A 26,499-nucleotide genomic window follows, 5' to 3' on the forward strand; every position below is an offset into this window, starting at 1 on the left:
TTAGGCCACGTTTTGCAACCGCCCTTTTGGGGTCACACCAAGCGCATGACACACATCGCGGGTCAGCTCTGGGCGGTTCAGCGTGTAAAAATGCAGATGGTCAACGCCGCCTTGCAACAAATCATCGCACAGCTCTGTCGCCAGCGCAGTGGCCAGCAGATCAGTCGTGCCTTCGCGCGTGGCGTGTTCAAATGCATCTGTGACGATCTGCGGAATGCTGGTGCCGCACATCTTTGCAAAGCGTTGTGCGCCCGACCAGTTTTCAATTGGCAGGATGCCGGGAATGATTGGTGCATCAATCCCTGCCTTTACGCAGGCATCGCGGAACCGAAAGAATGTATCAGCTTCAAAGAAAAACTGCGTGATCGCTGATGTTGCACCTGCATCAATTTTGCGCTTGAGGAATGCGATATCGGCCGCCTGATCAACTGCTTCAGGGTGCTTTTCAGGATAGGCGCCAACATGGATCTTGAACTTTCCGGTGTCCGCCAGCGCTGAAATCAGGTCAACTGAGCTTTCAAAGCCCTCTGCGTGAGGCTTGAAACCGTCCGATCCTTTGGGGGCGTCACCACGGAGCGCTACGATTTCGCGCACACCTTCTTGGGCGTAGCCTTCGGCAATTTCGAGTGTTTCTGCTTTGGTCGCATCAACGCATGTCAGGTGCGCTGCGACGTTCAAACCACTTGTCCGGTGGATAGTGCCTACGGCCTCGTGGGTGAGTTTACGCGTTGTGCCACCCGCCCCATAAGTGACGGACACAAATGTCGGGTCCAGTGGTGCTAAGACATTGACGCAGTCCCACAGGCGAAATGACCCTTCGAGCGACTTGGGCGGAAAGAATTCAAATGAAATTGACGGCGTGGACATGACGGACCTCTCTCTTGCTTTGCTGTTATCTCAGTATTATTGAGTTGAGGCAAATTCATAACTTTCACCACGATCATGAGGGCGGCTCATATGCATATCGAATTTCGGCACTTGCGCACGATCAAAGCCATCCACGACACGGGCGGTCTTGCGCGGGCGGCGGACCAACTGAACATCACGCAAAGCGCCCTGAGCCACCAAATTAAAGGGATCGAGGATCAGGCTGGTGTTGAATTGTTCGTGCGCCGTTCCAAACCCTTGCGGCTTTCGGCAGCGGGAATGAAGATGCTTGCCGCAGCCGAGGCGATCTTGCCACAAGTTGCTGCGCTCGAGGCCGAATTTTCGGGCCTTATCAAAGGTAAATCAGGGCGGCTGCATATCGCGATCGAATGTCATGCCTGTTTTGAATGGCTCTTTCCGGTGCTCGAACAGTTTCGCAAGGCTTGGCCAGAGGTGGATGTCGATATTCGTCCGGGGCTTGCGTTTGACGCTTTGCCCGCACTGCGCAAAGAAGACGTTGATCTTGTCGTGTCCTCGGACCCCGAGGATTTGCCTGACACAGATTTTACCCCCTTGTTTGACTATGAACCCGTGTTTGTCGCCTCTTCGTCGCATCCTTTGGCCCAAAAGGACGTGATCGAGGCCGAAGATTTTCGCGGTGAGACGCTTATTACCTATCCAGTGGATCGCGCGCGGCTTGATATCTTTTCGCAGTTGTTGACCCCGGCCAAGGTGGAACCCGGCTCTGTGCGGCAGGTTGAACTGACGGCGGTGATCCTGCTCTTGGTGGCTTCTAACCGTGGGGTTGCCGTGCTGCCCGATTGGGTAGTGAGCCAAGTGCGATACAACTCTGACTATGTGACCCGACCACTGACCAAGAACGGCATTACAAGGCGGCTCTATGCGGCAACCCGGTCCGAAGATACCGCGCGTCCGTTCATGGCGCATCTTATTCGTTTGGCGAAACAAGAGGCCGTTAAACTGCAACGTACATGACACTGTGTGGCCCTTGGGCGTAACGTTCTTGTTTAGGGTTTACCCAAATGCCGGTTTACCCCTTGTTCCGCGCGCTCTGACGGCCTATACGCCCGGCTTGATCCCGAACCCGGAGTATATCGAATGGCTGGCAGCGCGAACCTGAACGTGATGATGAAAACCGCCCGTAAGGCAGGGCGTGCATTGCTGAAAGACTTTGGCGAAGTCGAACAGCTGCAAGTCAGCGCCAAAGGTCCCGGCGACTTTGTTAGCCGTGCGGATCGTACTGCCGAAAAGGTTATTCGCGAAGAATTGCTGCACGCCCGCCCAAGCTATGGCTTTCTGGGTGAAGAAGGCAAAGAGATCGAAGGTGCCGACCCAACGCGCCGTTGGATCGTAGATCCGCTGGATGGGACGACCAACTTTTTGCACGGTTTGCCGCATTGGGCCGTCTCAATCGCGCTAGAACACAAGGGGCAAGTCGTTGCTGGTGTCGTCTATGATCCGGTCAAAGACGAGATGTTCTATGCCGAAAAAGGCGCAGGTGCGTGGCTCAACGAAGGTCGCCTACGCGTTTCTGGCCGTCATCGTCTGATTGAAAGCATCTTTGCAACTGGTTTGCCGTTTGGTGGGCGCAGCGATTTGCCTGAAACGCTTCAGGATTTGGCGCGTCTGCTGCCAGCAACTGCGGGTGTTCGTCGTTTTGGCGCGGCATCTTTGGATTTGGCTTATGTCGCCGCTGGTCGGTATGACGGTTTTTGGGAACGGAACCTGAAAATCTGGGATATGGCCGCTGGTCTAATCATCGTTCGCGAAGCGGGCGGAATGGTTGAGCCGATCAATCCCGAGGGTGATATCTTGGCTGATGGTGAAGTGATTTGTTCAAACGAGCCAATCTTTGAAACCTTTGCCAAAGTCATCCGCAAGCCTAACGCTTAACAGTCGGAATATTGCTACGTCCATAGTGGGCCTCGGGGTGATCCGGGTGCCCATCTGTGCGTTGCCAAAAGCGCGGGCCGCCGCTTGCCAGCCACAGAGGCAGGATGAGCACGAACCCCGCGACAAAGCCACCCGCATGCGCCCAATGGGCAACGCCTCCGGTTCCGGCTGGCGCGCTGAACCCGTTGAAGAGTTGCGCTGCGAACCAAAATCCCAAGGTGATCCACGCGGGTATCGGGATGACCTTGAAGAAAATGACGAAGAATACAAAAACGTCGACCCGCGCTTTGGGATATAGCAGCAGATACCCCCCCATAACCCCAGCGATAGCGCCTGACGCGCCGACCATTGGAATAACAGAGCCGGGTTCTGACGCAAATTGCGCCAAACCCGCTGCAAGCCCTGATAGCAGATAGAATACGGCAAAAGGGATATGACCCAGTTTATCCTCTAGATTGTCCCCGTAGATGAACAGGAAGACCATGTTCCCGATCAGGTGCATATAGCCGCTGTGCAAGAACATAGATGTTAAGATCGTGCTATAGCCGTCGCCATGTGAAAGGCGAGCAGGGATCAAACCATATTCAAAGAACGTGCGGGCGATCAATTGATCGCTTTGGGCCACATATGTTCCCAAAAATATCAGAATATTCAAAGCGATCAGTGTAAAGGTAACATAAGCGATACGCTGCGATGGATTGTGGTCGCGGAACGGAAAAAACATACCGCGACCGTGGTTCAAGCTGGGCTGAGCGTCAAGTCAAAGCTTTGTCAGCGACCTGCGCCAATAATGCGGCGTTCCCGCCTGCCGCCGTGGTGTCGATGCAGACATGGCGTTCGTGATTGACATGTGCCGTGTCCGGCATGTCAGTCACGAGAGCGACAATTGGCCCTGACCGCTGGCTCAGGGCGGCTTCAATGGCGCGTCCTGTTTCCTCATCGCCCCACCAAACCACAGCAGCGAGCGGTGCAATTGTTGTCAGCGCATCCACGGGTACATCCCCATTTGCATTGATGGCGATCCCACCGAGCGATTCTACGGCAGCGACTTGGGCTGTTGCGGCCTCCGCGCCGGGGCCCATACATAGGATCGGGCCGCGCGGTTTGATGCTATGCCGATTAGATTCACCAGTCGGTCCGGGTAAATCGGTGGGTGGAATAGCAGTGATCATCGCAGGCTGATGCAATGCCTTTGTGAGGGCGTTCATATCTGCTGATTTTTCCCAGCTTGCCGTTGTTGCTTGGGCAGTCTGCTTTCTAAAGCGCGGCAGATAGTGCGGGCCGCCTGCCTTGGGACCTGTTCCAGATAGTCCTTCTCCGCCAAAAGGTTGGCTGCCTACGACGGCACCGATCTGATCGCGGTTCACGTAGATGTTGCCGACTTCGATCTTTTCAATAATCGTCTGAACACGATCATCAATTCGCGTATGCAGGCCGAACGTCAGGCCATATCCGGTGTCGTTGATTGCCTCAATCACCGCATCAATTTCATCTGCCCGAAAGGTTGCCACATGAAGAACAGGGCCAAAGATCTCTTGTTTAAGATCGGCGATACCTTTGATTTGGATAACTGTCGGGGGCACGAAATACCCGCCATCCGTCGGAACAGGAAGCTGGTGGATAATCCGCCCCTCACTATTGGCTTGGGCGATATGCGCGTCGATCGTACGCTTTGCTGCGGTGTCGATCACCGGGCCAACATCGGTTTCCAAAAGCCAAGGATCGCCAATCCGCAGTTCATCCATCGCACCTTTGAGCATACGCAAAAGGCCGGGCGCGATGTCTTCTTGGACATAAAGGCAGCGCAAAGCAGAGCACCGCTGCCCCGCCGATCTAAATGCGCCGTTAACGATGTCACGGACCGCGTGTTCTGGCAGCGCAGTGCTGTCCACGATCATCGCATTGAGCCCGCCTGTTTCAGCGATCAAGGGGGTTCCGGGGGCACAGTGTTTCGCCATGTTTGCGCGAATTTTTAGTGCGGTCGCGGTTGAACCGGTAAAGGCGACACCGCTGATGCGTGGATCTGCCGTAAGGGCGGCGCCGACCTCTCCGCCGCCGGGCAGCAGTTGCAGCGCGCTTTGGGGAACGCCCGACTGGTGCAGTAGGGCGACAGCACGGGCGGCAATCAGTGGTGTCTGTTCTGCAGGTTTCGCCAAAACCGCGTTGCCTGCGGCTAATGCAGCGGCGATCTGTCCGGTAAAAATGGCCAGCGGAAAGTTCCAAGGGCTGATACATGTCCAGATACCGCGCAGTTCACCTTCGTCATTGGCTTGGCTGGCATAGTAGCGCAAGAAATCGACAGCTTCTCTGAGTTCGGCAATTACATCGGGCAAACCTTTACCAGCCTCGCGGGCCAATATCGCAAACAGGGCGTTTGCCTCGGCTTCGTAGGCGTCTGCAGCAACGTTCAGAATTGTTGCCCGCGTCGTCGCATCGGCCGCCCATGGTTGGGCCGCGCCAAGTGCAGCGGCGATATCGTCTTGGCTGGCGATTTGCACAGTGCCGACAACGTCACTTGGCAGGGCAGGGTTGATTACCTGCTCAAGCGGGCCGTTGGAGGGTGCTGTCAGTTGCGTGGGGCGTGCCTCAAGCGTGGCGTTGCGCAAATCGTCACGTCCACTGTTGATCTCTGCCAATGTGACCCGATTTGTCAGATCCCAGCCGCGTGCGTTTTTACGTGAGGGTTCAAATAGCTCTGGACCTGTGGGCAATTGCGATGACTGACCAAGGGCGGCGAACGGGCAGGCTGCGACGACCTCTGGGGGGACGTCTTCGTCGACGATTTGGTTCACGAAGCTCGAGTTCGCTCCGTTTTCAAGCAAACGACGCACGAGATAGGCAAGCAGGTCTTCGTGGGCGCCGACAGGGGCGTAAATCCGACAGCGGGTCTGCTGAGATTTTAACACGATGGTATGCAATGTCTCTCCCATGCCGTGTAGGCGCTGGAACTCAAAAGCATCAGTGTTGACGTTCAGCTGTTGGGCGATGTCGATCACGGCCGCAACGGTATGCGCGTTGTGCGTTGCAAACTGCGGGTAGATGCGGTCCGTCATCCCCAAGAGTTTGCGCGCGTTACTGATGTAGCTGATGTCAGTATGTGCCTTGGTGGTAAATACGGGAAAGCCGTCAATTCCCATGACTTGCGCACGCTTAATCTCGGCGTCCCAATATGCGCCTTTGACGAGGCGGATCATGATCTTGCGGTCTAGGGATTGGGATAACGCGTAAAGCTGATCAATCACCATCCCTGCGCGCTGCCCATAGGCCTGTACCACAACGCCAAAACCGTCCCAGCCAGCAAGTGCCGGCTCTGACAAAACGGACCTAATTACATCCAGCGAAAGCGAGAGGCGGTCTGCCTCTTCTGCGTCGATGTTAAACCCCATTCCAGCGGATTTCGCGAGCATGGCAAGCGCGCGTACCCGCGGGACCAATTCGGTCATGACGCGCTCTTCTTGGGCAATTTCATAGCGGGGATGTAGCGCTGACAGTTTGACGGAAATTCCGGGGTTCTCGGCGACAGTGCCATGAACGCAATGATCGGCGATCACACTAATCGCCCGCGAATAGGCGAGGTGATAGGCGCGCGCGTCAGCGTCAGTGCGTGCGGCTTCGCCCAGCATATCATAGCTATAGGTAAACCCCTTTTCCTGCATGCCCGTTGCGCGTTTCATTGCCTTGTTGATGTCTTCGCCTAATACAAACTGTCGGCCCATCTCGCGCATGGCGCGCCCGACAGCGGTGCGAATGACAGGTTCGCCCAATCGCTTAACCGCGCTGCGCAGGTGGCCCGTGATGCCGGGTTTGTCATCGTCCAAAACGCGACCCGTCAACATCAGCGCCCATGTAGAGGCATTAACCAGTGAAGACGCCGAATGCCCCAGATGTTTACCCCAATCGGATGGGGCGATTTTATCTTCGATCAGCGCATCGATCGTATCTGCATCTGGCACCCGCAGAAGCGCCTCGGCCAGACACATCAGGGCAATGCCTTCGTCAGTGGATAACCCATATTCGGCGAGAAAGACTTCCATCAATCCCGGTTCAGAGCTGTTGCGAATCTGTCGAACCAGATCGGCGGCTTTGTCGCAGATGCGGTCGCGATCTTCTTGGGTCAATTGGGCCGCATCGACCAGTTCCTGCACAGCTTTGCTTTCGTCACAGTACATTTTTGCGTCGATATTTATGTGCATCTGAGATGGGTTACTGGGCATTGGCGGTGTCCTTGTTGTTTTTCCCCATTCTAACCGATTGCGCGAAGTCCGTTTGGTTGCTATTTCCGCAATTCATGGGCGAATATACCAAAGAAGGCGAAAATGATGGTCGATATGAGTTCAAACTTAGATGGTTTTGACCGAAAAATACTTGACGTCTTGGCTGTGGAGGGGCGGGTCAGCGTGACCGAGCTTGCCCGCAGAATCGGTCTGTCAAAATCGCCGACCCAAGCACGTCTAAAACGGCTCGAGGATACCGGGGTCATCCGCGGTTATCGCGCGTTATTTGATCCGATCCGACTTGGGCGCGATCACGTCGCCTTTGTCGAGGTGAAACTGACCGATACCAGAGAAACCGCGCTTGCTGCGTTTAACGCAGCGGTGATGCGGGTGCCAGAGGTCGAACAATGCCACCTGATTGCTGGGTCTTTTGACTATCTGCTCAAGGTGCGGACCGCTGGAATGACCGGCTATCGTGCCGTGCTGGCCGAGAAAATATCGACTTTACCGCATGTCGCGAATACCTCGACCTATGTGGCGATGCAGGCCGTGAAAGAAGAAGGACTTTCACCGCTTGCCCCTCCGGGCGCGTCCGCGTAGGAATAGCACCGTGCCCGCGTGGTGGAATGGTAGACATCGGAGACTTAAAATCTCTTGGCCTAACGGCCGTGCCGGTTCGAGTCCGGCCGCGGGTACCACCGAATTCAGGAAAAGAACCATAAAAACGCTTCTTTTCCTGACTCTTTTCTACTGTCCCAGCTTTGCGTGAACTTCGTCTAGATCAATTTCGCCGATCGGCATTTTGTTGGCTGGGTTCTCGAAATCATATTTAAAGATTCGAAAATCCTTTTTGTACATCTCGTAGACCAGATGCATTGACAGATCATCAAAGTAGTCTTCGACCGGGTGCAGCCGTTTAGGGCCGTGGCCTTCGCTTTCGTTGAAACGTGGAATCTGTGCCAGATCTACGGGCTTAGGTGTTTCGATGTGATCGAGAACGCTTTGCATGCCTTCGTTGAACTTTTCGGTCCAAAAGATGTTGTCGTAGCGTCCACCGTTTACGATGTAGGTCGAAATATGGCCCGACATGGCTGACCAGTGGATGTCCGGCTCCATCGGACGCCGCCACCGAATGGTATCACGTGCGAAGAGCAAAAAGCGGCGAAAGCTCTTGATCTGATCAAATTCAAAACCGTTGTTCGGGTCACCAACCTCGATCCCGTATTTCTGGATCAGCAGTGGAACGAGGTTGCCGCGATAGTATTTGCCGTTGCGTTGGATGCCGCAGATCTTGTCAAAGAACGACGACAGAATGCGTGTGTAGGGGTTACGCACGCAGGTAAAGGCATAGCTCTTGTGTTGGGTCACATTGTTGATGATCGGGGGTTGGCTATCGGCTATTGCCCATTTGTGCATGCCTGCCTGTGCATCGTGAATGTCGCCGTCGAAAAATTCGCCGTGATCTGAATAATACATGATCTGACCAATGGTCGAACAGGCGCATTTCGGCACCACCCGATAGATGACGCTTTCGCTATTTGTCATCCACGTTCCGGGGAAACTCGCCATTTATGATCTCCTTTTGCGAAACACCGCAGTCATTTTCCCTTTAAGAGCAAAGAAACACCGTTTATTCAATGACTGTTCACTGCAAGATGCTGTAAACGCGTGTACTGATCACAAGGGCCCTACCTTTTTATGGCAAGAATCGCCTATATCCTTCTATGTCACAAGAACCCCGAGGCCATTGTTAAACAGGCCGAACAGCTCACTGCTGCGGGCGATTTCATAGCGATTCACTTTGATGCCTCTGCCAGCGCCGATGATTATGCCACAATCACGGCGGCCCTTTCGGATAATCCGAATGTCACCTTTGCTAAACGTCGCGAAAAATGTGGCTGGGGGGAATGGAGCCTCGTTCAAGCAACGCTGCATGCCATTCAGGCTGCGGTCGATGCATTTCCGCGAGCGAGCCATTTCTACATGGTGTCCGGCGATTGTATGCCAATCAAATCGGCAGAATTTACGCATCAGTTTCTGGACCGTCATGACCGCGATTTTATCGAATGCTACGATTTTTTCGAAAGCAATTGGATTAAGACTGGCTTTCGCGAAGAGCGGCTAATCTACCGCCACTGGTTCAACGAGCGCACGCAAAAATGGCTGTTTTATACCTCGTTTGAATTGCAGCAAAAGTTCCGGATTACCCGAAAAATCCCTGCAGATGTGAAAGTCATGATTGGCAGTCAATGGTGGTGTCTGCGCCGGCGCACCATCGAGGCGATGTTGGATTTTGTCGCCGAACGTAAGGACGTTATGCGGTTTTTTCGGACGACATGGATTCCCGACGAGACCTTTTTCCAGACGCTGGCGCGCCATCTTGTGCCCAGTCAAGAAATTGAAAATCGAACGCTCACATTTCTGATGTTCACCGACTACGGGATGCCGGTGACTTTTTATAACGATCACTATGACCTGCTGTTGGGGCAAAACGGGTTGTTCGCGCGCAAAATCAGTGCAGAGGCCCGCGATCTGCGTGATCAGCTTGGTGCGCTTTATGCGAGCGATAAGATGGATTTTGTCATTTCCGATGAAGGCCGGAATCTGTTTGGCTTTCTCGCAGATCGTGGACGGATCGGGCGGCGCTTTGCGCCACGGTTCTGGGAGGTCGAAACCAGCCTTGGGCGCAGTCGTGAACTGCTGATCATTGCTTGCAAAAAGTGGCATGTTGCAAAACGTCTTGTGGCGAATATACGCGAACACACAGATGTTCCGGCGGTCGAGTATTTGTTTAACGAAGAGCAAACGCCACTGCCTGACTTGGGCGGGATCGAAACAACCCTGTCAAAGCGCGGGCGACACCGTCGCGCTTTCTTGCGGATGTTATTTGATCACTATCAGCGCGACCGGTTGGTCATTTGCCTTGATACCGCAGACTTGGAACTGATGCGCGACTTCTTTTCCGACAGGGCGACTGTCCGCTTGCTGGAAATCGAATGCGAATTTGACGATGACTATCTGGCAGGGCACGCCAAACGGGTCGGGCTTGCCGGAGCAGGCGCTAGTGAGGCAACCATTTCGCGGCTATTGCCAACGATCCGCAATGATATCGTCCACGAAAGAGACAGCATGCGGGACGCCGATTTCTCTGGCGCGTTTCGTATTCGCGAGAACGCCAGCCTAGATGAAAACGCCGCAGCCATTGGTCAGTTCCTGAGCGTGAATGCTGAGTTGGCAATGCTATTGGCCGAAACCCCGTATCTTTTTGTTGATTGAGGAAACGCATGGAATACGCTTACGACGATCAGAATATCTTTGCCAAAATACTGCGCGGCGAGATCCCGAATAAGACAGTGTACGAGAATGACCACGCTTTGGCGTTTCATGACATCCAGCCACAAGCGCCCGTTCACGTCTTGGTCATTCCCAAGGGGCCGTACATGAGCCTTGATCACTTTGCCCGTGACGCATCGGCTGACGAACAAGCTGGTTTCTTTCAGGCTGTCGCAGCCGTTTGCGATCAAATGGGCCTCGAAGAGGGGTTCCGCGGTATTTCCAATACGCGCGGCCATGGCGTCCAAGAAGTGCCGCACTATCACATGCACATCATTGGCGGGAAGCCACTGGGGCGGATGCTTTCGGTTTAGGGGGCAGCGATCAAATTTAGCTAAATTTGATCTCTCCCCGGCGCTAGCCTGATGATGTTAGCGATAAGAATACATCTTCAAGGTCAGCCTGCTGTGTTTTCACGTCTTTGATCGTGATCCCGGCGTTGCGCACGATATTCAAGACATCCTCGGCTGGGGTCTGCGTGCTTTGGTAGGTGAACGCCAAAGCACCATTTTCCAGCCGTTGCCCTGTGATCGTCTCTGGTAGCGCGGGGATGTCATGTGCGCCATCAGGTGTGATCACCAGCGTCTTGCTATCAAGCTGACCAAGCAAGTTGGCGGTGCTGTCGCGCACGATGACCTCACCATGATTGATGATCGCTATGTCGTCACACATCTCCTCGGCCTCTTCGAGGTAGTGTGTCGTTAAGATGATCGTCATCCCTTCGTCGTTCAGGCGCCGGACATTTTGCCAAAGCATATTGCGCAGTTCAATATCAACGCCCGCCGTGGGTTCGTCTAGAACCAGAATCTGCGGTGAATGAACAAGAGCCTTCCCCAACAACAATCTGCGCCGCATGCCGCCAGATAGGGATCGCGCATAGGCATCTGCCTTATCTGTCAGCCCGATAAGGTCGAGGATTTCCGCTGTACGTCTTTGGGATTTGGGCACGCCATACAAACCGGCCTGTACATCGAGCGAACCGGCCGGAGTAAAGAACGGGTCAAGATGTGGCTCTTGCGGCATAATTCCGATTGAGGCGCGCGATTGGCGCGGATTTGAATCTTGGTCAAAGCCCCAAATTTTCACAGAGCCTTCTGTTTTCACCACAAGCCCGGCGAGAATATTGATCAGTGTTGATTTTCCTGCACCGTTCGGACCCAAAAGCCCGAAAATCGACCCGCGTGGGATATTCAGATCAATACCCTTTAGCGCTTCTTTGGCGGGGCTGCGCCCGGTGGCGGCGTAGGTCTTTTTGAGCCCGGAAATTTCTATTGCGTTGTCGGTCATGCTGGTCTTTCCCCTGCGCCACGGCTGCGGTATATCAGTACTGATCTAAGGCGGGCAGCGCCCCGCGGCAAGCTAACAGGTGATATCATGACCACGCCCGCCCCAGAGACCCGCATTGTAAACGACTGGCGTGTTGCTTGTGATGGTGGCGAAGGTGGGCTTGGCCACCCGCGTGTTTGGTTGCAGATCCCACATGAATCCGGTTTTGTTGAATGCCCTTACTGCGATGCAAAACTGGTACATGCCGAATTTGAGGGCAAAGTTTAGCTCATCGGGATTGCACCTGCGGCGCATGGCAACATGGCTACGGGTTTTCCTGTGTCCTCGCGCAAGTATCTGAGGACGTTATTGCCCGACCAGATCTGAATGGGCCGCCCATCAGACGTAAGGCCACGGCCGACGGCTGTCCCTGTATACGGGTCTTGATAGGTATAAAGCACCTTGCCAGTCATCCCGTCGTCGCAACTGACATCGGCCTCACCCAGTCCAAAGGCATTTCGTGACACCCAAGTGCCATCGCATGAGACCCCGTTACTCATGCTGCCGGCAAAGGTTCCGGTGCCGCGCCCAAATGCGCGTCCGTTGAACCATAGCCCGTCCGTACCAACGCATGCCACCACGCGATTACAGTTTTCATTGTCCTCGGTAAGAGCGCATTGGGTGCCCGATTGCGCATTGGCTGACTGGGCAATGCAGATGGCGACTGGAAGGATGAGACGGAACATGGCAAAACCTTTGACAAATGCGAATAGGGGATGAATGACATGGCAACGCAATTCGGCAAAGGGTGCCACCTGCATCTAATTGACGGCTCGGCATTTATTTTCCGAGCCTATCACGCTTTGCCGCCGCTCACGCGCAAATCTGATGGTCTACCTGTAGGGGCCGTTAGTGGATTCGTGAACATGCTCCAGCGCTATGTCGAAGGAAACACAGGGCCAGATGCAGCAACCCATGTTGCCGTTATCTTTGATAAGGGCAGTCATACCTTCCGCAATGATCTCTATGATCAATACAAGGCCAATCGCGAAGCCATGCCCGAGGATTTGCGGCCGCAGATGCCGCTGACCCGCGAAGCAACCCGCGCGTTCAATATCGCCTGCGAAGAAATCGAAGGCTTCGAAGCTGATGATATCATCGCGACCTTGTCACATATGGCGCGGGATGCAGGCGGGCGGGTGACGATTGTATCTTCGGATAAGGATTTGATGCAGCTGGTTGGTGACGGCGTTGAAATGCTTGATCCAATGAAGAGCAAACGGGTCGACCGTGACGGCGTGTTTGAGAAATTCGGTGTTGGCCCAGAGAGCGTTGTTGATGTTCAGGCCTTGGCTGGGGATTCGGTTGATAACGTGCCGGGTGCACCGGGCATCGGGATCAAGACGGCGGCCCTATTGATCAATGAATACGGTAACCTGGAAACGCTGTTGGATCGCGCCGAAGAGATCAAACAACCCAAACGCCGCCAGACATTGATTGATAATCGGGCGCAGATCGAATTGTCGAAAAAGCTGGTTCAGCTGGATTGTGACATGGAACTGCCCTTTGATTTGGACAGCCTTGAAGTGCGCGACCCCGATCCTGAAACCTTGTTGGGGTTCCTTGCACAGATGGAATTCCGCACAGTAACCAAGAGGATCGCGGATAAGCTGGGCGCAGAGGCCCCCGTGATCGAAGCTGCCCCAACCACAACAGAAGTCGCCGCGCCAGAGGCTGTACCAATTGATGCCGAAAAATACGAATGCGTGTCGGACGAGGCAGCTTTGCAGGTGTGGATCGACCGCATCCGTGAACGCGGCTATGTGGCGGTTGATACCGAAACCACAGGTCTGAACGAGATGGTCGTCGATCTTGTCGGTATTTCGCTGTGTGTAGAGCCGGGACAGGCCTGCTACATACCGCTCGCCCACAAGGCCGCCGCTTCAGATGATCTGTTTGGATCGGACGCGACGGCAGAAGGGCAGATGGATTTTGACCGCTGTTTGGCCATGCTAAAGCCTGTGCTTGAGGATCAGTCGATCATCAAGATCGGTCAAAACATGAAGTACGACTCTAAGATCTTTGCGCGTCTTGGGCTTAATGTTGCGCCAATAGACGACACGATGCTGATGTCTTACGCGATGAACGCGGGCGTGCATAATCACGGCATGGACGTTTTGTCCGAACGCTATCTGGGGCATACGCCAATTCCGATCAAGCCGTTGCTAGGGACAGGTAAGTCCGCAATCACCTTTGACCGTGTGCAGATTTCGGACGCCGTGAAATACGCGGCAGAGGATGCCGACATTACGCTGCGGCTATGGCAGCAGTTCAAGCCACAATTGCATGTCAAACGGGTCACCACCGTCTATGAAACGCTCGAACGTCCCTTGGTGCCAGTTTTGGCGCAGATGGAGATGCACGGCGTCAAAGTTGATCGCGATACGCTCTCGCGGATGTCGAATGCCTTTGCCCAAAAGATGGCTGGCCTTGAGGACGAAATCCACGAAATGGCGGGGCGCAAATTCAATGTCGGCTCGCCCAAGCAGTTGGGCGAGATCATGTTTGACGAAATGTCGCTCGAACTGCCGGATGGGAAAAAGCCCGCCAAAGGCAAAACAGGCGCCTATTCAACGGGCGCCGATGTGCTCGAGGATCTGGCGACAATTCACGATCTGCCACGCCGAATTTTGGATTGGCGACAATTGTCCAAGCTGAAATCAACTTACACGGATGCGCTTCAGGAACATATCAATGCGGACACTGGGCGCGTGCACACCTCTTATGCCATTGCGGGGGCGAACACCGGGCGTCTTGCTTCGACTGATCCGAACCTGCAAAACATCCCGGTTCGGACCGAAGAAGGCCGCCGCATTCGCGAAGCCTTTGTCGCGGAGCCGGGAAAGGTTTTGGTGAGCCTCGACTATAGTCAGATTGAACTGCGCATTCTGGCACATGTGGCGGGTATTGATGCGCTGAAACAGGCCTTTCGCGACGGGATCGACATTCACGCGATGACAGCATCAGAGATGTTCGAAGTCCCACTTGATGAAATGACGCCCGAAATTCGACGCCAGGCAAAGGCCATCAACTTTGGTGTCATTTACGGAATTTCCGGTTTCGGTTTGGCCCGGAACTTGCGTATTCCGCGTAGCGAGGCTCAAGGCTTTATTGATCGGTACTTTGAGCGCTTTCCAGGTATCCGCAAATATATGGATGAAACCGTCAGTTTTGCCAAAGATCACGGCTATGTGCGCACCTTATTTGGCCGCAAGATCAACACGCCTGAGATCAATGCCAAAGGCCCGCATGCCGGTTTCGCGAAACGCGCTGCGATTAACGCCCCGATCCAAGGGACAGCTGCTGATGTCATTCGCCGGGCGATGATCCGTATGCCAGATGCTATTGCAGAGTTGCCTGCGAAAATGCTGTTGCAGGTACACGACGAGCTGATCTTTGAGGTCGAAGAAGGACAGGCCGGCGCACTGATTGAAATCGCCTGCGATGTGATGGAAAACGCAAGCGATCCCGCTGTAAAGCTAGATGTGAAATTGGCGGTTGATGCAGGGCAGGGCGCGAACTGGGCCGAAGCGCACTGATCTGTAGGGTGGATTTAAATCCACCCTACGTGTTTGCGGTTAGTTGACGGATTTTGCCTCAACGAGGTTGGCATCCTTTTTGCCAGCCGCAGTGATTTCAATCCGGCGGGGCTTGAGCGCCTCTGGTACTTCGCGGACAAGATCAATGTGCAGCATGCCATTTTCGTGGCTGGCGCCCGTCACGCGCACGTGGTCTGCCAAATGGAAACGGCGTTCAAACGCGCGGGTTGCGATGCCGCGATGTAGGTAGTTGCGTGTGTCTTCGCTTTCCGCTTTGCGGGCGGTTACGTGCAGCGATCGATCTTTGACCTCAATGGCGAGATCATCATCAGAGAAACCTGCGACTGCGATCGAAATGCGCCAGCCGTCGTCTGCCGTTTTTTCGATGTTATATGGGGGATAGCTGTTTTGGCTCACGTCGTTGGCGAGTGCACGATCCATAAGGTCGGCGATTTGGTCAAATCCAACAGTGGCACGATAAAGGGGTGTTAGGTCAAAACTACGCATTTGGGTCATCCTTTAGTAAGCGATAACAATTCAGAAACCTTCCCGTTGGGACAGGCAGTGATCCAAGGCCCGTTATTGGCGCCTTGGTTAGTCTTATGTGGGAAGCTGATTTTGCAGTTTCAAGGGGGCTTGCAAGCCGCCTAATTAGCCCGAACGAATTTCGCGCCAGTGTCATTGCGCTCGCCAATGGAAATCAGCCGCTGCGTTCCGCCTGGGCGCGCGGGGCCAATCGATGAAAAATGGCTCATCAGCGCGGATAGTGGTCCGTCAAGCGAGGTGCCAAGCGACACTTTTTGCCCATCAATCTGCGCCATCGCAGAGACAACAGAAACGATCCGTGTTTCGCCATTTCGGACCGTAAATACAGGTGATCCACTAGAGCCGAAGTCGACATCACAGGTCATTACGATGATACCCGTTTGACGTCCCAAGACGCTGCACACCTCTTGCAGGCTGGGCGCGCTTTCGCGGCCCCGCCCATAGGACACGACTCCGATCTCGTCCCCGGTCAATGGACGTGGGGCAATCAGATAGGGTCGGACCCGAGATAGCTGGATTGGCCGATCAAGTTCCAAAACGGCGATGTCCATCGCGACCTCAGAAGCGACAAATGTATCGCCGCTATTTTGATAGTCAGGATGCGGTACCGCCCGCGTTATCGCGCGGGTCGCAGATGCACGTCCATCCCGTAGACCAGCCCGAAAGCTAAAGCGTTCGGTCGCGATCCTTGAGCCATCGGAATCGAACAAACAATGCGCTGCTGTCAGGATCAAACGTTCGCGTATCAACGAGGCAGTACAAAACCCCTTGTTCGCAATATCGAGGCGACCAACTGCTTCCCAGCCTTGGCTGTCTTGACGTGTTTGCAACGTCACAAGACCTGTTTCATCGGCTTGCACCGCAAAAGCGGAAAGCACGAAATACAAAACAAGTGAAACCAGTCGCCGCATAGTCATCCTTTTTCTTTGGCGCAGCTTCGCCAAGACTTGCGGCATGAATATGGCATTATCGCAAAATCGGCACGTTGTTTTTTGCAGGGTTATCGGTACGCATCGCTGCAGGTTTCGGGCCACCTGTCGCCCAATCCAAAAGCTCAACAGTATGTACAATCGGAACATCCGTGCCGCTGCCGATCTGCATCATGCATCCGATATTGCCCGCAGCGATGATATCGGGTGTCAGTGCCTCGAGTGTGGCTACCTTGCGCGCCTTGAGTTGGCCCGAGATTTCTGGCTGCATCAAATTGTACGTTCCGGCAGAGCCGCAGCACAGATGACTGTCGGCGGGTTCCAAAACCGTAAAGCCAGCCTTGTTGAGCAGCGTCTTAGGTGCAGATTTCACCTGCTGCCCATGCTGTAGTGAACAGGCCGCATGATAGGCGACTTTGATGTCTTTTGGGGCGCCTTGGGGCAGTTCCAGTCTCTCGAGAAGCTCTGAGATATCCATCGCAATCGTGCTAACCTTTGCGGCGTCTTCGGCTAATGGATCATTGCGGAACATATGACCGTAATCTTTGATCGTTGTGCCGCAGCCAGAGGTATTGATGACGATGGCATCAAGCCCGGCTTCCATCTCGTGCGTCCAAGCGCGAATGTTTTTTGCTGCCGCTGTATGGCTTTCGGTATCTTTGCCCATATGGTGGGTCAACGCACCACAACAGCCGGCACCTTCGGCAACAACGACTTCGACCCCAAGTCGGGTCAGTAGCCGGATCGTTGCGTCGTTAATATCCGTGTTCAATGCCTTTTGGGCGCAACCCGTCATCAGGGCGACGCGCATTTTCTTGTTCTCAGTCGGAAAGACCTGCGGATCATCATTGCGACTGACTGGTGGAATTGTCTTTGGGGCCATAGCGACCATCGCGCGCAGGCGTGCATCGGGCAAAAATCGCTGAAATGGCCGCGCGATTTTCGCCCCAAGCAGAGCGACGCGAAACCGGGTAGGGTAAGGCAATATCCGTGCGAGCACCCACCTGAGGAAACGATCAGACCAAGGTCGGTCATAGTTTTTTTCGATATAGGCGCGGGCATGATCGACCAGATGCATATAATGCACACCTGACGGGCAGGTCGTCATACAGGCAAGGCAAGACAAACAGCGATCGACATGCTGAACGGTTTTCGCGTCGGGTTTGCGATTGTTTTCCAGCATATCTTTGATCAGATAAATTCGCCCACGCGGGCTGTCGAGTTCATCACCCAACACTTGATAGGTGGGGCAGGTTGCGGTGCAAAATCCGCAATGTACACATGCGCGCAAGATTTCATTCGCGCGCGCGGTGTCGCGGTTTTCTAACTGGGCAGGGGTGAATTGGGTTTGCATTAGGCCATTAACCCCGTGTTCAGGATGTTTCGCGGATCAAATTTACGTCTTAGGCCTGCGCTGATGGCGGCTAGTGGCGCAGGCTGGGGGTGGAATCGGGGGGCGGGCGCTGTCCCTCTCACCAATGTCGCGTGACCGTCAAAATGCCCCAGTTTAGCGCGCAGGTCCGTGTCATCTGTTAAGGCCCAGATCAGCCCGCCACCCCAATCATACTGCACAGCTTTGGCGTTCATCTGCGCGACCAGCGCTGGTGCTGCAGAGGGTTTGGTGCTGATGCGCCAGACATTCCCCGGAAGATCAGCAAAGGCAGCAACATCGCGGATCGCGTCCCAGTCAGTTTGCGCCTGAATTGCGGTGCCATAACGCCCCAAGAGCTGCGTGAGCGATCGCGCGCGATAGGCAACAGAATCTGCGAACCCCTCAAGGCGCAGATAGGTTTTGCCCTGACTTGGGTCGTGTGCCGCACCCGTCACTTCGTAAGGCGAGCAGAGCGCATCGGACATGGCCCTGATTGCAGTAGCGTCATCGAGCCCGTCGAAAACCAAGGTGGTTTCTGTTTCGACCTTCGGCAATACTTTGAATGAAACTTCGGTCAATACGCCCAATGTGCCATATGCGCCTGCCATCAATTTCACCAGATCATAGCCAGTTACATTTTTCATCACGCGCCCGCCGTTCTTGATGATCGCGCCAGCGCCATCGACAAACCGAACACCCAATAGAAAATCGCGACAGGCCCCAACGGCGATCCGACGCGGCCCGGAAATATTCGCGGCGACAATGCCACCAATTGTCGGTTCTCCTGTGGTGCCGAGCAGCGTGCGATGATCCATCGGTTCAAAGGCAAGGCGCTGATTTTCAGCAGCGAGCGCTTGGGTCAGTTCCTTGAGGGGCGTTCCCGCCTTTGCCACCACCGTCAATGCGCCGGGTTCATACAGGGTAATTCCGGACATGCCTGACATATCGACAATGTCACCTGACACATGGGCGTATTCGCGGGTGCCGCCACCTTTGATGCTCAGGGGGGCATTGGCGCTTTGAATGAAATCAGAAAGCGCAGCTTCGGTCTGAGGTTGAAACATAGGTTGATCCATCTACGCCACGCGGCGCGTTTGCGAGCTATCAAGCGGAAATACTTTGGCCGCGTTCAGCAACCACGCTGGGTCAAAGACATCTTTGACGGCCATCTGTGCCTCTAGATCGGCCTGCGTATATTGCACGGTCATGAGGTCACGTTTTTCGATCCCGACGCCGTGCTCGCCTGTCAGGCATCCGCCAACTTCAACGCAGAGTTTCAGGATTTCAGCGCCAAATTCTTCGCAAAGCTCGAGATCGCCGGGTTTGTTTGCATCAAATAGAATGAGCGGGTGCATATTTCCGTCACCTGCGTGAAACACATTTGCGACGCCCAAACCGTAGTGGGTGGACAGCTCTCCGATGCGGCGCAAAACATAGGGCAATTGTGATACGGGAATAGTACCATCAAGGCACATATAGTCGTTGATTTGCCCCATCGCGCCGAACGCCGATTTACGGCCGAGCCAAATGCGCGCGGCCTCATCCGCGGATTTGGCCTCGCGCAGTTCGACCGGGTTATGTTTGCCAGCAATTTCCATAATCAGCTTGAGCTGTGCGTCGATTTCGGCGTCCGATCCTTCGACTTCGACAATCAAGAGTGCTTCGCACATCGGATAGCCCGCTTTGGCAAAGGCTTCGGTAGCTTCGATGCAGGGGCGATCCATGAATTCGATAGCAACGGGCAGGACGCCTGCCTTGATAATGTCGGTGACAACCTGCCCAGCAGTTTCGTTGCTATCATATCCCATTAGCACAGGCCGCGCGCCTTCGGGCTTGGGCATAATGCGCAATGTGGCTTCGGTCACGACGCCCAATTGCCCTTCGGAGCCGCAAATAACGCCAAGCAGATCTAGCCCACCAGCATCCAGATGCGCCCCACCGATTTCTACGATGGTGCCATCCATCATGACCATCGTGACGCCAAGCAGATTGTTGGTTGTCACCCCGTATTTCAAACAATGCGCCCCACCAGAGTTCATCGCGATATTGCCTGCAATCGCGCAGGCAAGTTGACTGGATGGATCAGGTGCATAGAAAAAACCGTCAGCCTCGACCGCGCCGGTAACGGACAGGTTGGTGCGCCCGGTTTGCACCTTGATGTAGCGGTCAGGATAGTTCGTTTCGATCACCGCGTTCATCTTTGCCACGCCGAGGATGACCGAATCCGCAGTCGGTAGCGCGCCCCCAGCCAAAGATGTCCCGGAACCGCGCGGTACGACGGGCACACCCATTTCCGAGCAAATCTTCAGTACCGCAGCGACCTCATGGGTGTTCGCAGGGAGAACGGCACATAAAGGCGGGCAGCGATAGGCCGTTAAAGCGTCACATTCATAGGCGCGCGTTTGCGCCTCGTCTGAGATCACGGCGTCATGCGGTAGAACTGCCCGCAATCGGCGCAGAATCTGATCTTTTTGCGACAGGACGCTGGCGTTGGGGGCTGGCATTTCCATCTTTGCTCTCCTCTGTGGTAAAAAGATATTACCAATTTTTCACTATAGCAAGTCCGAAGCGGACTGAGTACACATTGAAATATGACACTCTTCGAACACCTTAGCTTGCTCACGATTTGGGATTGGTGCGCTGCCGCGCTGATTATTCTTGCGTGGTACACAATTGGTTCGCTGATCGACCATTCGGGCAGCAAACGACCATCGGTTACTGTCTTGATGTCTGAACATCGCCGGAACTGGATGAAGGTTTTTGTCGAACGAACCCCGCGTCTGTTTGACAGTCAGATTCTCAGTAGCTTACGTCAAAGCACTTCTTTCTTTGCGTCCACTTGTCTGTTGGCCATTGGTGGTGTGCTGGCATTGATCGGGAATACTGATCCGCTCAGCGGTGTGGCGCTTGAGGTGTCTGATATGCCTGTGCCGGTGGTGGTTTGGCAGCTCAAGCTGGGGCTTGTTGTTTTGTTCTTGGCAAATGCGTTTTTGAAATTCGTCTGGGCGAACCGGGTGTTTGGTTATTGTGCCGTGGTGATGGCCGCAGTGCCCAATGACCCCAAAGACCCAATCGCATTCCCACGCGCAGCGCAGGCGGCTGAATTGAACATTCGTGCAGCCGTGAACTTTAACCGGGGTCTGCGGGCGATGTATTTTGCCTTGGCCGCGCTGGCGTGGCTCTTGGGGTCTGTCGCATTGATCATTGCGACGCTGGTTGCCGTCTGGATCGTCTGGACACGAGAATTTGCATCGATTCCACGGAGTATTCTGCTAAACGAAAAGCCATGAAACATGCGTTGATCCCTCTCTTGATCTCGAGCGCGGCATTCGCAGATGCCCCACAGGTGCAAGATGTGACTGTGACGGGTGATCAGGTGTCGGTCACGATATTGCATCCGGATACAGGTTGGGACCATTACGCGGATGGTTGGGAGGTCCTAGACGCCGCCGGTAACCGGATCGGATTTCGCGAACTGTTTCACCCGCATGTAGATGAACAACCCTTTACCCGATCCCAGTCCGGGATCATGATCCCGCAGGGCGCGACGTCCATCTTTATTCGTACACGCTGTAACGTCGATGGCTGGTCAGAGGAACTGTTCGAAGTTCCCCTGTTGCCCTAGTTGCGATCTAGCGCCGCCCTTCACGCAGCCACGCCCCAATCATCAATACTGACCCAAGCAATAGCCATGCCCAAGCTGGCAAAATCGGAGTTATCCGAATGTCGGCGGTCTGATAGGCGCCGCGTGGGGTGATGCCAATCCAACCGCGCCCATGCGCTGGGCGGCCCGCACGCACCGTGCGAATGCTAAAATCGCCGTCAGAAATGGACCGGACGCCACCGCCGGTGCTTTCGATGAGTGGCGACAAAGCCTCTGCACTTGCGATGGTTTGCTCGAACTCGCGGGGTGCTGCAGGCCCAAGGGCGATCACAGATGATATTTCACCGTCATCTAGCCGGTAAAGCCCGATCTCTGGACCATTCCAAAGCGTTTCATAGCGGCCCGGTGAAACTTCTTCGAGTGTCAGGACAGTTTCGCTGCCATCGGGGTGCGTGACAGTGACATCGCCTGTTTCTTCGCTAAGGGTGCGGCGAATGATCCGCATCGTTTGCCCGGATGGTTCGGCCCACAGGGTTTCTTCTTCGAGTTCGGGCTCTTTCATCATCCAATGGGCAAGGCGACGCAGCAATTCTAATTGAGGTCCGCCACCTTCGAAACCGCGATCCCACAGCCAGCTATGGTCCGAGGCAATCAGCGACACACGCCCTTCGCCAATGCGATTGAGCGTGAGAAGCGGGCGATCATCTCGCCCTGACATAACAGTTGTTGCGTCTTGGGGGACGAGCACGTCTACCAACCTAAACCAGCGGCCCCAACCCGGTCCATTTTCATCAGTGCTCGGCGCGAATTCCTCGAGCCCTTCGGTCACAGGGTGTCGTTGGCCGATATCGGTGATTTGCGGGACAAAGCCCTCTTCAAATACGCGCGCTGTTGGTGCGCCGGGCAGGATCTGCCCCAAAGGTGATCGGTAGATACTCTCGGCAGAGCCATATTCTGGACCAGAGGAAACCAATACCGCGCCGCCTTGTTCGACGTATTGGCGGATATTATCCAGATAGCTAGATGGCAGAATACCCCGGCGCCGATAGCGGTCAAAGATGATCAGATCAAAGTCGTGGATCTTGTCCAAGAACAGCTCGCGGGTGGGAAACGCAATCAATGACAGTTCGTTGACAGGTACGCCGTCTTGCTTTTCCGGTGGGCGCAGGATCGTAAAGTGGACGAGGTCAACCGTCTGGTCGGACTTAAGCAGGTTGCGCCATGTGCGTTCCCCCGCGTGCGGTTCCCCGGAAACCAAGAGCACGCGCAAACGATCCCTGACCCCGTTAATTTGAACGACTGCGGCGTTGTTGCGGGTGGTCAATTCGCCATCAGATTCCGGGATTGAGAATTGCAAAACATTCATTCCGCCATGGGGCAGTTCAATCGGGATTTCGATGTCGCGCCCTATGGGGATGGACAATGTAATCGGGGCATCCCCATCAATTGCAACTGACAAGGTGACGGCCTCAGTCGCGGGCGCAGCGCCTTGGTCTTCGACGCGCAGGGTCAGGGTGAATTGTTCGCCCAAGATCGCAAATGCTGGCGCATGAGATACCACAAGCCGACGGTCCCAATCCTCTGGCTGTCCGGTGAGCAGCAGATGCATCGGCGCAGGAGGCGTGACGGCGCGATCAAGATCGTGCAAGCGCCCGTCGCTGAGCAAGAGAACGCCAGCGATGCGTCCGCGCGGTTCTGCGGATAGCGCCTCGGCGGTGGCCGTCATCAGAGCGGTGCCAATGTCGCCCTCACCATCGCCCAGACGGACGATCCGTAGTTCTGTGTTCGATTGGCGTGACAGTTCGCTTTCGACTTGTGCGATTGCTTGGGCGGTTTGATCCGGCCGATCTGCGACCCGTTGGCTCGCGCTTTCGTCAACAACCAGCAAGACAATATCTGTCAGCGGTGCGCGTTCTTCTTGCTGAAGCGACGGACCCGTCAGCGCAAGCAGTAGCGCGGCACCTGCGCCTGCACGCAACCAGACACCGGGCAATCGCCGCCACAGGGCGATAGATACGCCTAATATGGTTAGGGCAATTGTCGCAATGACGACGGCCGAGGGGACGAGCGGATCAAAGATAATGGTTTCTGTCATTGACCCAACCTATCCAGCAAATCTGGGACGTGGACTTGATCTGATTTATAGTTTCCAGTGAGCACATGCATGATCACATTCACCCCAAAACGCAGAGCGATTTCGCGCTGGCGTTCGCCCGACATACCGCGCCCGACGGGTAACATCGGGGTGCCATTCGCATTAACGGCCCAAGCAGCAGCCCAATCATTGCCCCCGATAATCACAGGTGTGACCCCGTCATTTAGGTTGCGAAATGGCATCCCTTCGACTTGTGCGGCGTCGATTGGCGCTGCTTCGACCCATACATCACGGCTGTTGTAACGGCCCGGGAAATTCTGAAGCAGATAAAAACTGCGGGTCAATACGTGATCAGAGGGGATCGGCTCTAGCGCAGGGATGTCCAGCGACCGCGCGATGGCTTGGAGTTTACGCCCCTCGGGCGAGCCAGACCCAAAACCCGCGGTATCTGCATCACGCGTATCAAACATGATCATGCCGCCGCCGCGCAGGTAGCGGTTCAGCTTGGCGTATGCCTCGGACGAGGGGAGCGATTGTGAAGAAGTCATTGGCCAATACAAGAACGGAAAGAATGCGAGTTCATCCGTTTCAAGATCAACCCCGATTGGTGCGGCCGGTTCGATTGATGTGCGTCGGAACAGCGTTTGCGACAGCCCCAAAAGCCCCGCTTCGGCGATTTCATCCGTTTGCGGATCCCCGGTTAGAACATGCCCCAAGACGACTTGGGATGTCGCCTGAAGCGCGAATACGTCTGCTTCGACTTGCGCTTGGGCCTCGGGCGCACTGAGCAGCAAAAGACCCAGCAAAGCGGCGACATCAGCGCGTGGTCCGCGCAGCCGCCCACCAACGGCGAGCGATGCGATGACGTCCACCAACATGAGCAATACAGCCAAGCTGAGCAGCCATCCTTTCATCGCGGTCTCACGCAGAACGGTCAGACCTTCGACGGTGATCCGTTGCGGCCAACTGATCGGAGACAAGACAGTTTCTGCACTGATCACGTTCACTGCGAGCTGGCGATCTTCGCCCATGTAAAGGCCGGGTTGCAGATCGGAGCTTGGCATCGCGGTGCTGAACACTTCGCCTGCGACACCGGGCAGGGCGCTGCCGTCTTGTAGGTTGCCGTAGGCATCCAGCGTCTTGCTCGGTAGCCAAGTCGTGCCAGCCAGTTCTGTGAGGTCGGGAATAGCGGGGCGGGTGGAAACAGCCAAACGTTCCAGCATTTGAACGAACAATCCAGACAGTGGCAATGTCGACCATTCGGCATTTGCTGTGACGTGAAACAACACAACCTGACCTTCGCCAACCAGTTTGCGCGTCACCAAAGGTGTCCCATCGGCGAGCTGTGCAATCACCCGGTCCGCAAGGGTCGGGTCGGGCTGGGCCATGACTTGGCTTGATACGGTTACGTCGTCCGGTATGGCCAGCCCGAAAAATGGGCTGTCATTGTCAAACGGGGCGAGCGATTTTGGCTCTCCCCAACTCATTGCGCCGCCAACAGTGCGGCCACCGCTGCGCAATCGTACTGGTAGTAAAGGGTCTTCTGTATTGCGGCCCGTGTCGCTCGCGGCGAGCCTTGGGCCGGCAAATCGGAGCAGCATGCCACCTGCCGCGATCCAATCGTCCACGGCGTCGGCTTCGGCTTCGCTGAGGGTGGCGACATCGGCCAAGATGATCACGTCAGGGTTTGCCAAGAGCAGATCGGACAATGTGCCATCAATCAAATCTGCCGTTGGGCTTAGAGCCTCGCGCAAGTAGTAGAGCGGCGATAGTAGCTCTAGCCCCTCCCGGCTATCACTGCCCGCGATCAAGGCGACCTCGCGCCGTTTGAGCGCGTCATCAGTGAGGCTAACCGCGCCCGCCGAGCGCGCGCCAGAGATTTCAAAGCGGGTAATGCGGTTGCGTAGCTCCGGGGGGAGGATCATCGGCGTTTCGGCGTCGGCCGCGCCTGTCTCGAACCGGATCGGAACGGTTGCAAGCTGACGTTCAACACCGGATGGGTCTAACCCAATTGCCGTGATTTGCGTGTCGAGCGCGGCGCCCGTTGGGGTGCGCGTGGCGGCGACGATGACTTGTCCGTCCTCGTAACGGGCGGGACGAACGGCCAAAATGGATCGCGGCGTTTGGAAAACAGTTACTGATCCGGCCGCTTCAAACGCAGCTAGCAGGTCAGCGCGTTCGGGATAGTCGATCCCATCCGAAATCCAGTAGGTTTCGAACTGGCCTTGTTGAGCTGCGAAATAGTCTATGGCGCTGCTAGGTTGCCAGGCGCTGGGATGCAGGTTCGGTAGTCGGTTCTGCCAATCCGCGGGCGCGGCAAATGGCAGTGCGTCATCGGGCAAGTTGCTAAGCGCGACGACTGCGACCCGACGATCTGCGATTGCGGCCTCGTTCAAGAGCGATGAGACCCGGTCGATTTGTGACTGCCAGCCGCTTGCTCCGGCCCAAGTCGCGTCGATCGCAATGACCAAATCACCGCGCCCTTCGCGGGCCGTCTGTGGGTTTAAGACTGGCCCCGCAAATCCGATAATCATTGCCGCAACCGCAAGCATACGCAAAAGCAGAAGCCACCAAGGGGTGCGATCAGATTGGCTCTCGTCATCGGTCAGGCCGAGCAAAAGTGCGACGCCAGGAAAACGACGCCGGATCGGCGCAGGGGGCACAGCGCGCAGTAATACCCAGAGCAACGGCAGCGCCCCGAGTGCAACCAAGAGCCATGGTGCAGTGAAACCTATCGGGCCAATTGACCACATGAAACGG

22 protein-coding genes and 1 tRNA gene are annotated in these 26,499 nt (G+C 55.3%); 10 read left to right on the forward strand and 13 right to left on the reverse strand.

Annotation, left to right across the window (positions count from 1 at the left end):
- Positions 1–867: a methylenetetrahydrofolate reductase [NAD(P)H] gene (gene metF / locus TW80_RS01125; protein ID WP_045995545.1), complete on the reverse strand. Its 867-nt coding sequence runs from the start codon at positions 865–867 to the stop codon at positions 1–3.
- A gap of 90 nt (positions 868–957) precedes the next feature.
- Here metF and TW80_RS01130 point away from each other — a divergent pair, with 90 nt between their 5' ends.
- Both TW80_RS01130 and TW80_RS01135 read left to right on the forward strand, forming a co-directional pair.
- Positions 958–1,863 carry a LysR family transcriptional regulator gene (locus TW80_RS01130; protein ID WP_045996922.1) on the forward strand — a complete coding sequence of 302 codons (906 nt, stop codon included), beginning with the start codon at positions 958–960 and terminating at the stop codon, positions 1,861–1,863.
- A 123-nt stretch (positions 1,864–1,986) separates the two neighbouring features.
- The gene (locus TW80_RS01135; protein ID WP_045995546.1) at positions 1,987–2,781 is read left to right on the forward strand and encodes an inositol monophosphatase family protein; all 795 of its coding nucleotides are present in this window, start codon (positions 1,987–1,989) and stop codon (positions 2,779–2,781) included.
- On the opposite strand, the gene TW80_RS01140 is transcribed toward TW80_RS01135, so the two are convergent.
- A complete protein-coding gene (locus tag TW80_RS01140; RefSeq protein ID WP_045996923.1) occupies positions 2,771–3,505 on the reverse strand; it encodes a rhomboid family intramembrane serine protease in 735 nt (244 codons plus the stop codon). The two genes, TW80_RS01135 and TW80_RS01140, sit on opposite strands and share 11 nt — an antisense overlap.
- A gap of 31 nt (positions 3,506–3,536) precedes the next feature.
- Entirely contained in the window at positions 3,537–6,995 is a 3,459-nt protein-coding gene (gene putA, locus TW80_RS01145; RefSeq protein ID WP_045995547.1) for a bifunctional proline dehydrogenase/L-glutamate gamma-semialdehyde dehydrogenase PutA, read from the reverse strand.
- A gap of 105 nt (positions 6,996–7,100) precedes the next feature.
- On the opposite strand from putA, the gene TW80_RS01150 reads away from it, so the two are divergent.
- Both TW80_RS01150 and TW80_RS01155 read left to right on the forward strand, forming a co-directional pair.
- Positions 7,101–7,595, forward strand: coding sequence for an Lrp/AsnC family transcriptional regulator (locus TW80_RS01150; protein WP_084625738.1), 495 nt, complete (start codon positions 7,101–7,103; stop codon positions 7,593–7,595).
- 12 nt (positions 7,596–7,607) lie between these two features.
- A tRNA-Leu gene (locus TW80_RS01155) sits at positions 7,608–7,693 on the forward strand.
- A 49-nt stretch (positions 7,694–7,742) separates the two neighbouring features.
- On the opposite strand, the gene TW80_RS01160 is transcribed toward TW80_RS01155, so the two are convergent.
- Positions 7,743–8,564 carry a sulfotransferase family protein gene (locus TW80_RS01160; protein ID WP_239450476.1) on the reverse strand — a complete coding sequence of 274 codons (822 nt, stop codon included), beginning with the start codon at positions 8,562–8,564 and terminating at the stop codon, positions 7,743–7,745.
- Positions 8,565–8,693: 129 nt separating this feature from the next.
- On the opposite strand from TW80_RS01160, the gene TW80_RS01165 reads away from it, so the two are divergent.
- The gene (locus TW80_RS01165) at positions 8,694–10,271 is read left to right on the forward strand and encodes a DUF5928 domain-containing protein (RefSeq protein WP_045995549.1); all 1,578 of its coding nucleotides are present in this window, start codon (positions 8,694–8,696) and stop codon (positions 10,269–10,271) included.
- Positions 10,272–10,279: 8 nt separating this feature from the next.
- Positions 10,280–10,642: an HIT domain-containing protein gene (locus TW80_RS01170; RefSeq protein ID WP_045995550.1), complete on the forward strand. Its 363-nt coding sequence runs from the start codon at positions 10,280–10,282 to the stop codon at positions 10,640–10,642.
- Positions 10,643–10,685: 43 nt separating this feature from the next.
- Here TW80_RS01170 and TW80_RS01175 read toward each other — a convergent pair whose 3' ends face one another.
- Positions 10,686–11,615 (reverse strand): ABC transporter ATP-binding protein, encoded by a 930-nt coding sequence (locus TW80_RS01175; protein ID WP_045995551.1) that lies wholly within the window; start codon positions 11,613–11,615, stop codon positions 10,686–10,688.
- Positions 11,616–11,702: 87 nt separating this feature from the next.
- Here TW80_RS01175 and TW80_RS01180 point away from each other — a divergent pair, with 87 nt between their 5' ends.
- Entirely contained in the window at positions 11,703–11,882 is a 180-nt protein-coding gene (locus tag TW80_RS01180; protein ID WP_045995552.1) for a zinc-finger domain-containing protein, read from the forward strand.
- Here TW80_RS01180 and TW80_RS01185 read toward each other — a convergent pair.
- Complete coding sequence (locus TW80_RS01185; protein WP_045995553.1) at positions 11,879–12,340, reverse strand: hypothetical protein; 462 nt, start codon at positions 12,338–12,340, stop codon at positions 11,879–11,881. The genes TW80_RS01180 and TW80_RS01185 overlap by 4 nt on opposite strands.
- A 39-nt stretch (positions 12,341–12,379) precedes the next feature.
- Between TW80_RS01185 and polA the strand changes: the two genes are divergently transcribed.
- A complete protein-coding gene (gene polA / locus TW80_RS01190; protein ID WP_045996925.1) occupies positions 12,380–15,193 on the forward strand; it encodes a DNA polymerase I in 2,814 nt (937 codons plus the stop codon).
- A gap of 39 nt (positions 15,194–15,232) precedes the next feature.
- Here polA and TW80_RS01195 read toward each other — a convergent pair whose 3' ends face one another.
- The 5 genes from TW80_RS01195 to TW80_RS01215 all read right to left on the reverse strand — a co-directional run bounded on the left by TW80_RS01195 (position 15,233) and on the right by TW80_RS01215 (position 20,550).
- Positions 15,233–15,700 carry an Hsp20 family protein gene (locus TW80_RS01195; protein WP_045995554.1) on the reverse strand — a complete coding sequence of 156 codons (468 nt, stop codon included), beginning with the start codon at positions 15,698–15,700 and terminating at the stop codon, positions 15,233–15,235.
- A 140-nt stretch (positions 15,701–15,840) separates the two neighbouring features.
- Entirely contained in the window at positions 15,841–16,650 is an 810-nt protein-coding gene (locus TW80_RS01200) for a trypsin-like serine peptidase (protein WP_045995555.1), read from the reverse strand.
- A 55-nt stretch (positions 16,651–16,705) separates the two neighbouring features.
- Entirely contained in the window at positions 16,706–18,022 is a 1,317-nt protein-coding gene (gene glcF, locus TW80_RS01205; protein WP_045995556.1) for a glycolate oxidase subunit GlcF, read from the reverse strand.
- On the reverse strand, positions 18,022–19,104 hold the full coding sequence (gene glcE / locus TW80_RS01210; protein WP_045996926.1) for a glycolate oxidase subunit GlcE: 1,083 nt from the start codon (positions 19,102–19,104) through the stop codon (positions 18,022–18,024). The genes glcF and glcE overlap by 1 nt, the downstream gene beginning before the upstream one ends.
- Before the next feature lie 12 nt (positions 19,105–19,116).
- The gene (locus tag TW80_RS01215) at positions 19,117–20,550 is read right to left on the reverse strand and encodes an FAD-linked oxidase C-terminal domain-containing protein (protein ID WP_045995557.1); all 1,434 of its coding nucleotides are present in this window, start codon (positions 20,548–20,550) and stop codon (positions 19,117–19,119) included.
- 81 nt (positions 20,551–20,631) lie between these two features.
- Here TW80_RS01215 and TW80_RS01220 point away from each other — a divergent pair, with 81 nt between their 5' ends.
- Positions 20,632–21,330: a DUF599 domain-containing protein gene (locus TW80_RS01220; RefSeq protein WP_045995558.1), complete on the forward strand. Its 699-nt coding sequence runs from the start codon at positions 20,632–20,634 to the stop codon at positions 21,328–21,330.
- Positions 21,327–21,665: a hypothetical protein gene (locus tag TW80_RS01225; protein ID WP_045995559.1), complete on the forward strand. Its 339-nt coding sequence runs from the start codon at positions 21,327–21,329 to the stop codon at positions 21,663–21,665. The genes TW80_RS01220 and TW80_RS01225 overlap by 4 nt, the downstream gene beginning before the upstream one ends.
- A gap of 7 nt (positions 21,666–21,672) precedes the next feature.
- Here TW80_RS01225 and TW80_RS01230 read toward each other — a convergent pair whose 3' ends face one another.
- Together TW80_RS01230 and TW80_RS01235 are read right to left on the reverse strand one after the other, a co-directional pair.
- On the reverse strand, positions 21,673–23,739 hold the full coding sequence (locus TW80_RS01230; protein WP_045995560.1) for a membrane protein: 2,067 nt from the start codon (positions 23,737–23,739) through the stop codon (positions 21,673–21,675).
- Positions 23,736–26,492, reverse strand: a complete 2,757-nt coding sequence (locus TW80_RS01235; protein WP_045995561.1) for a DUF4159 domain-containing protein — start codon at positions 26,490–26,492, stop codon at positions 23,736–23,738. Before TW80_RS01235 ends, TW80_RS01230 begins: the two co-directional genes overlap by 4 nt.
- Positions 26,493–26,499: the final 7 nt, after the last annotated feature.

It is taken from the genome of Loktanella sp. S4079, from assembly GCF_000967725.1.
In the GTDB taxonomy this organism is placed as follows: Bacteria; Pseudomonadota; Alphaproteobacteria; order Rhodobacterales; family Rhodobacteraceae; genus Yoonia.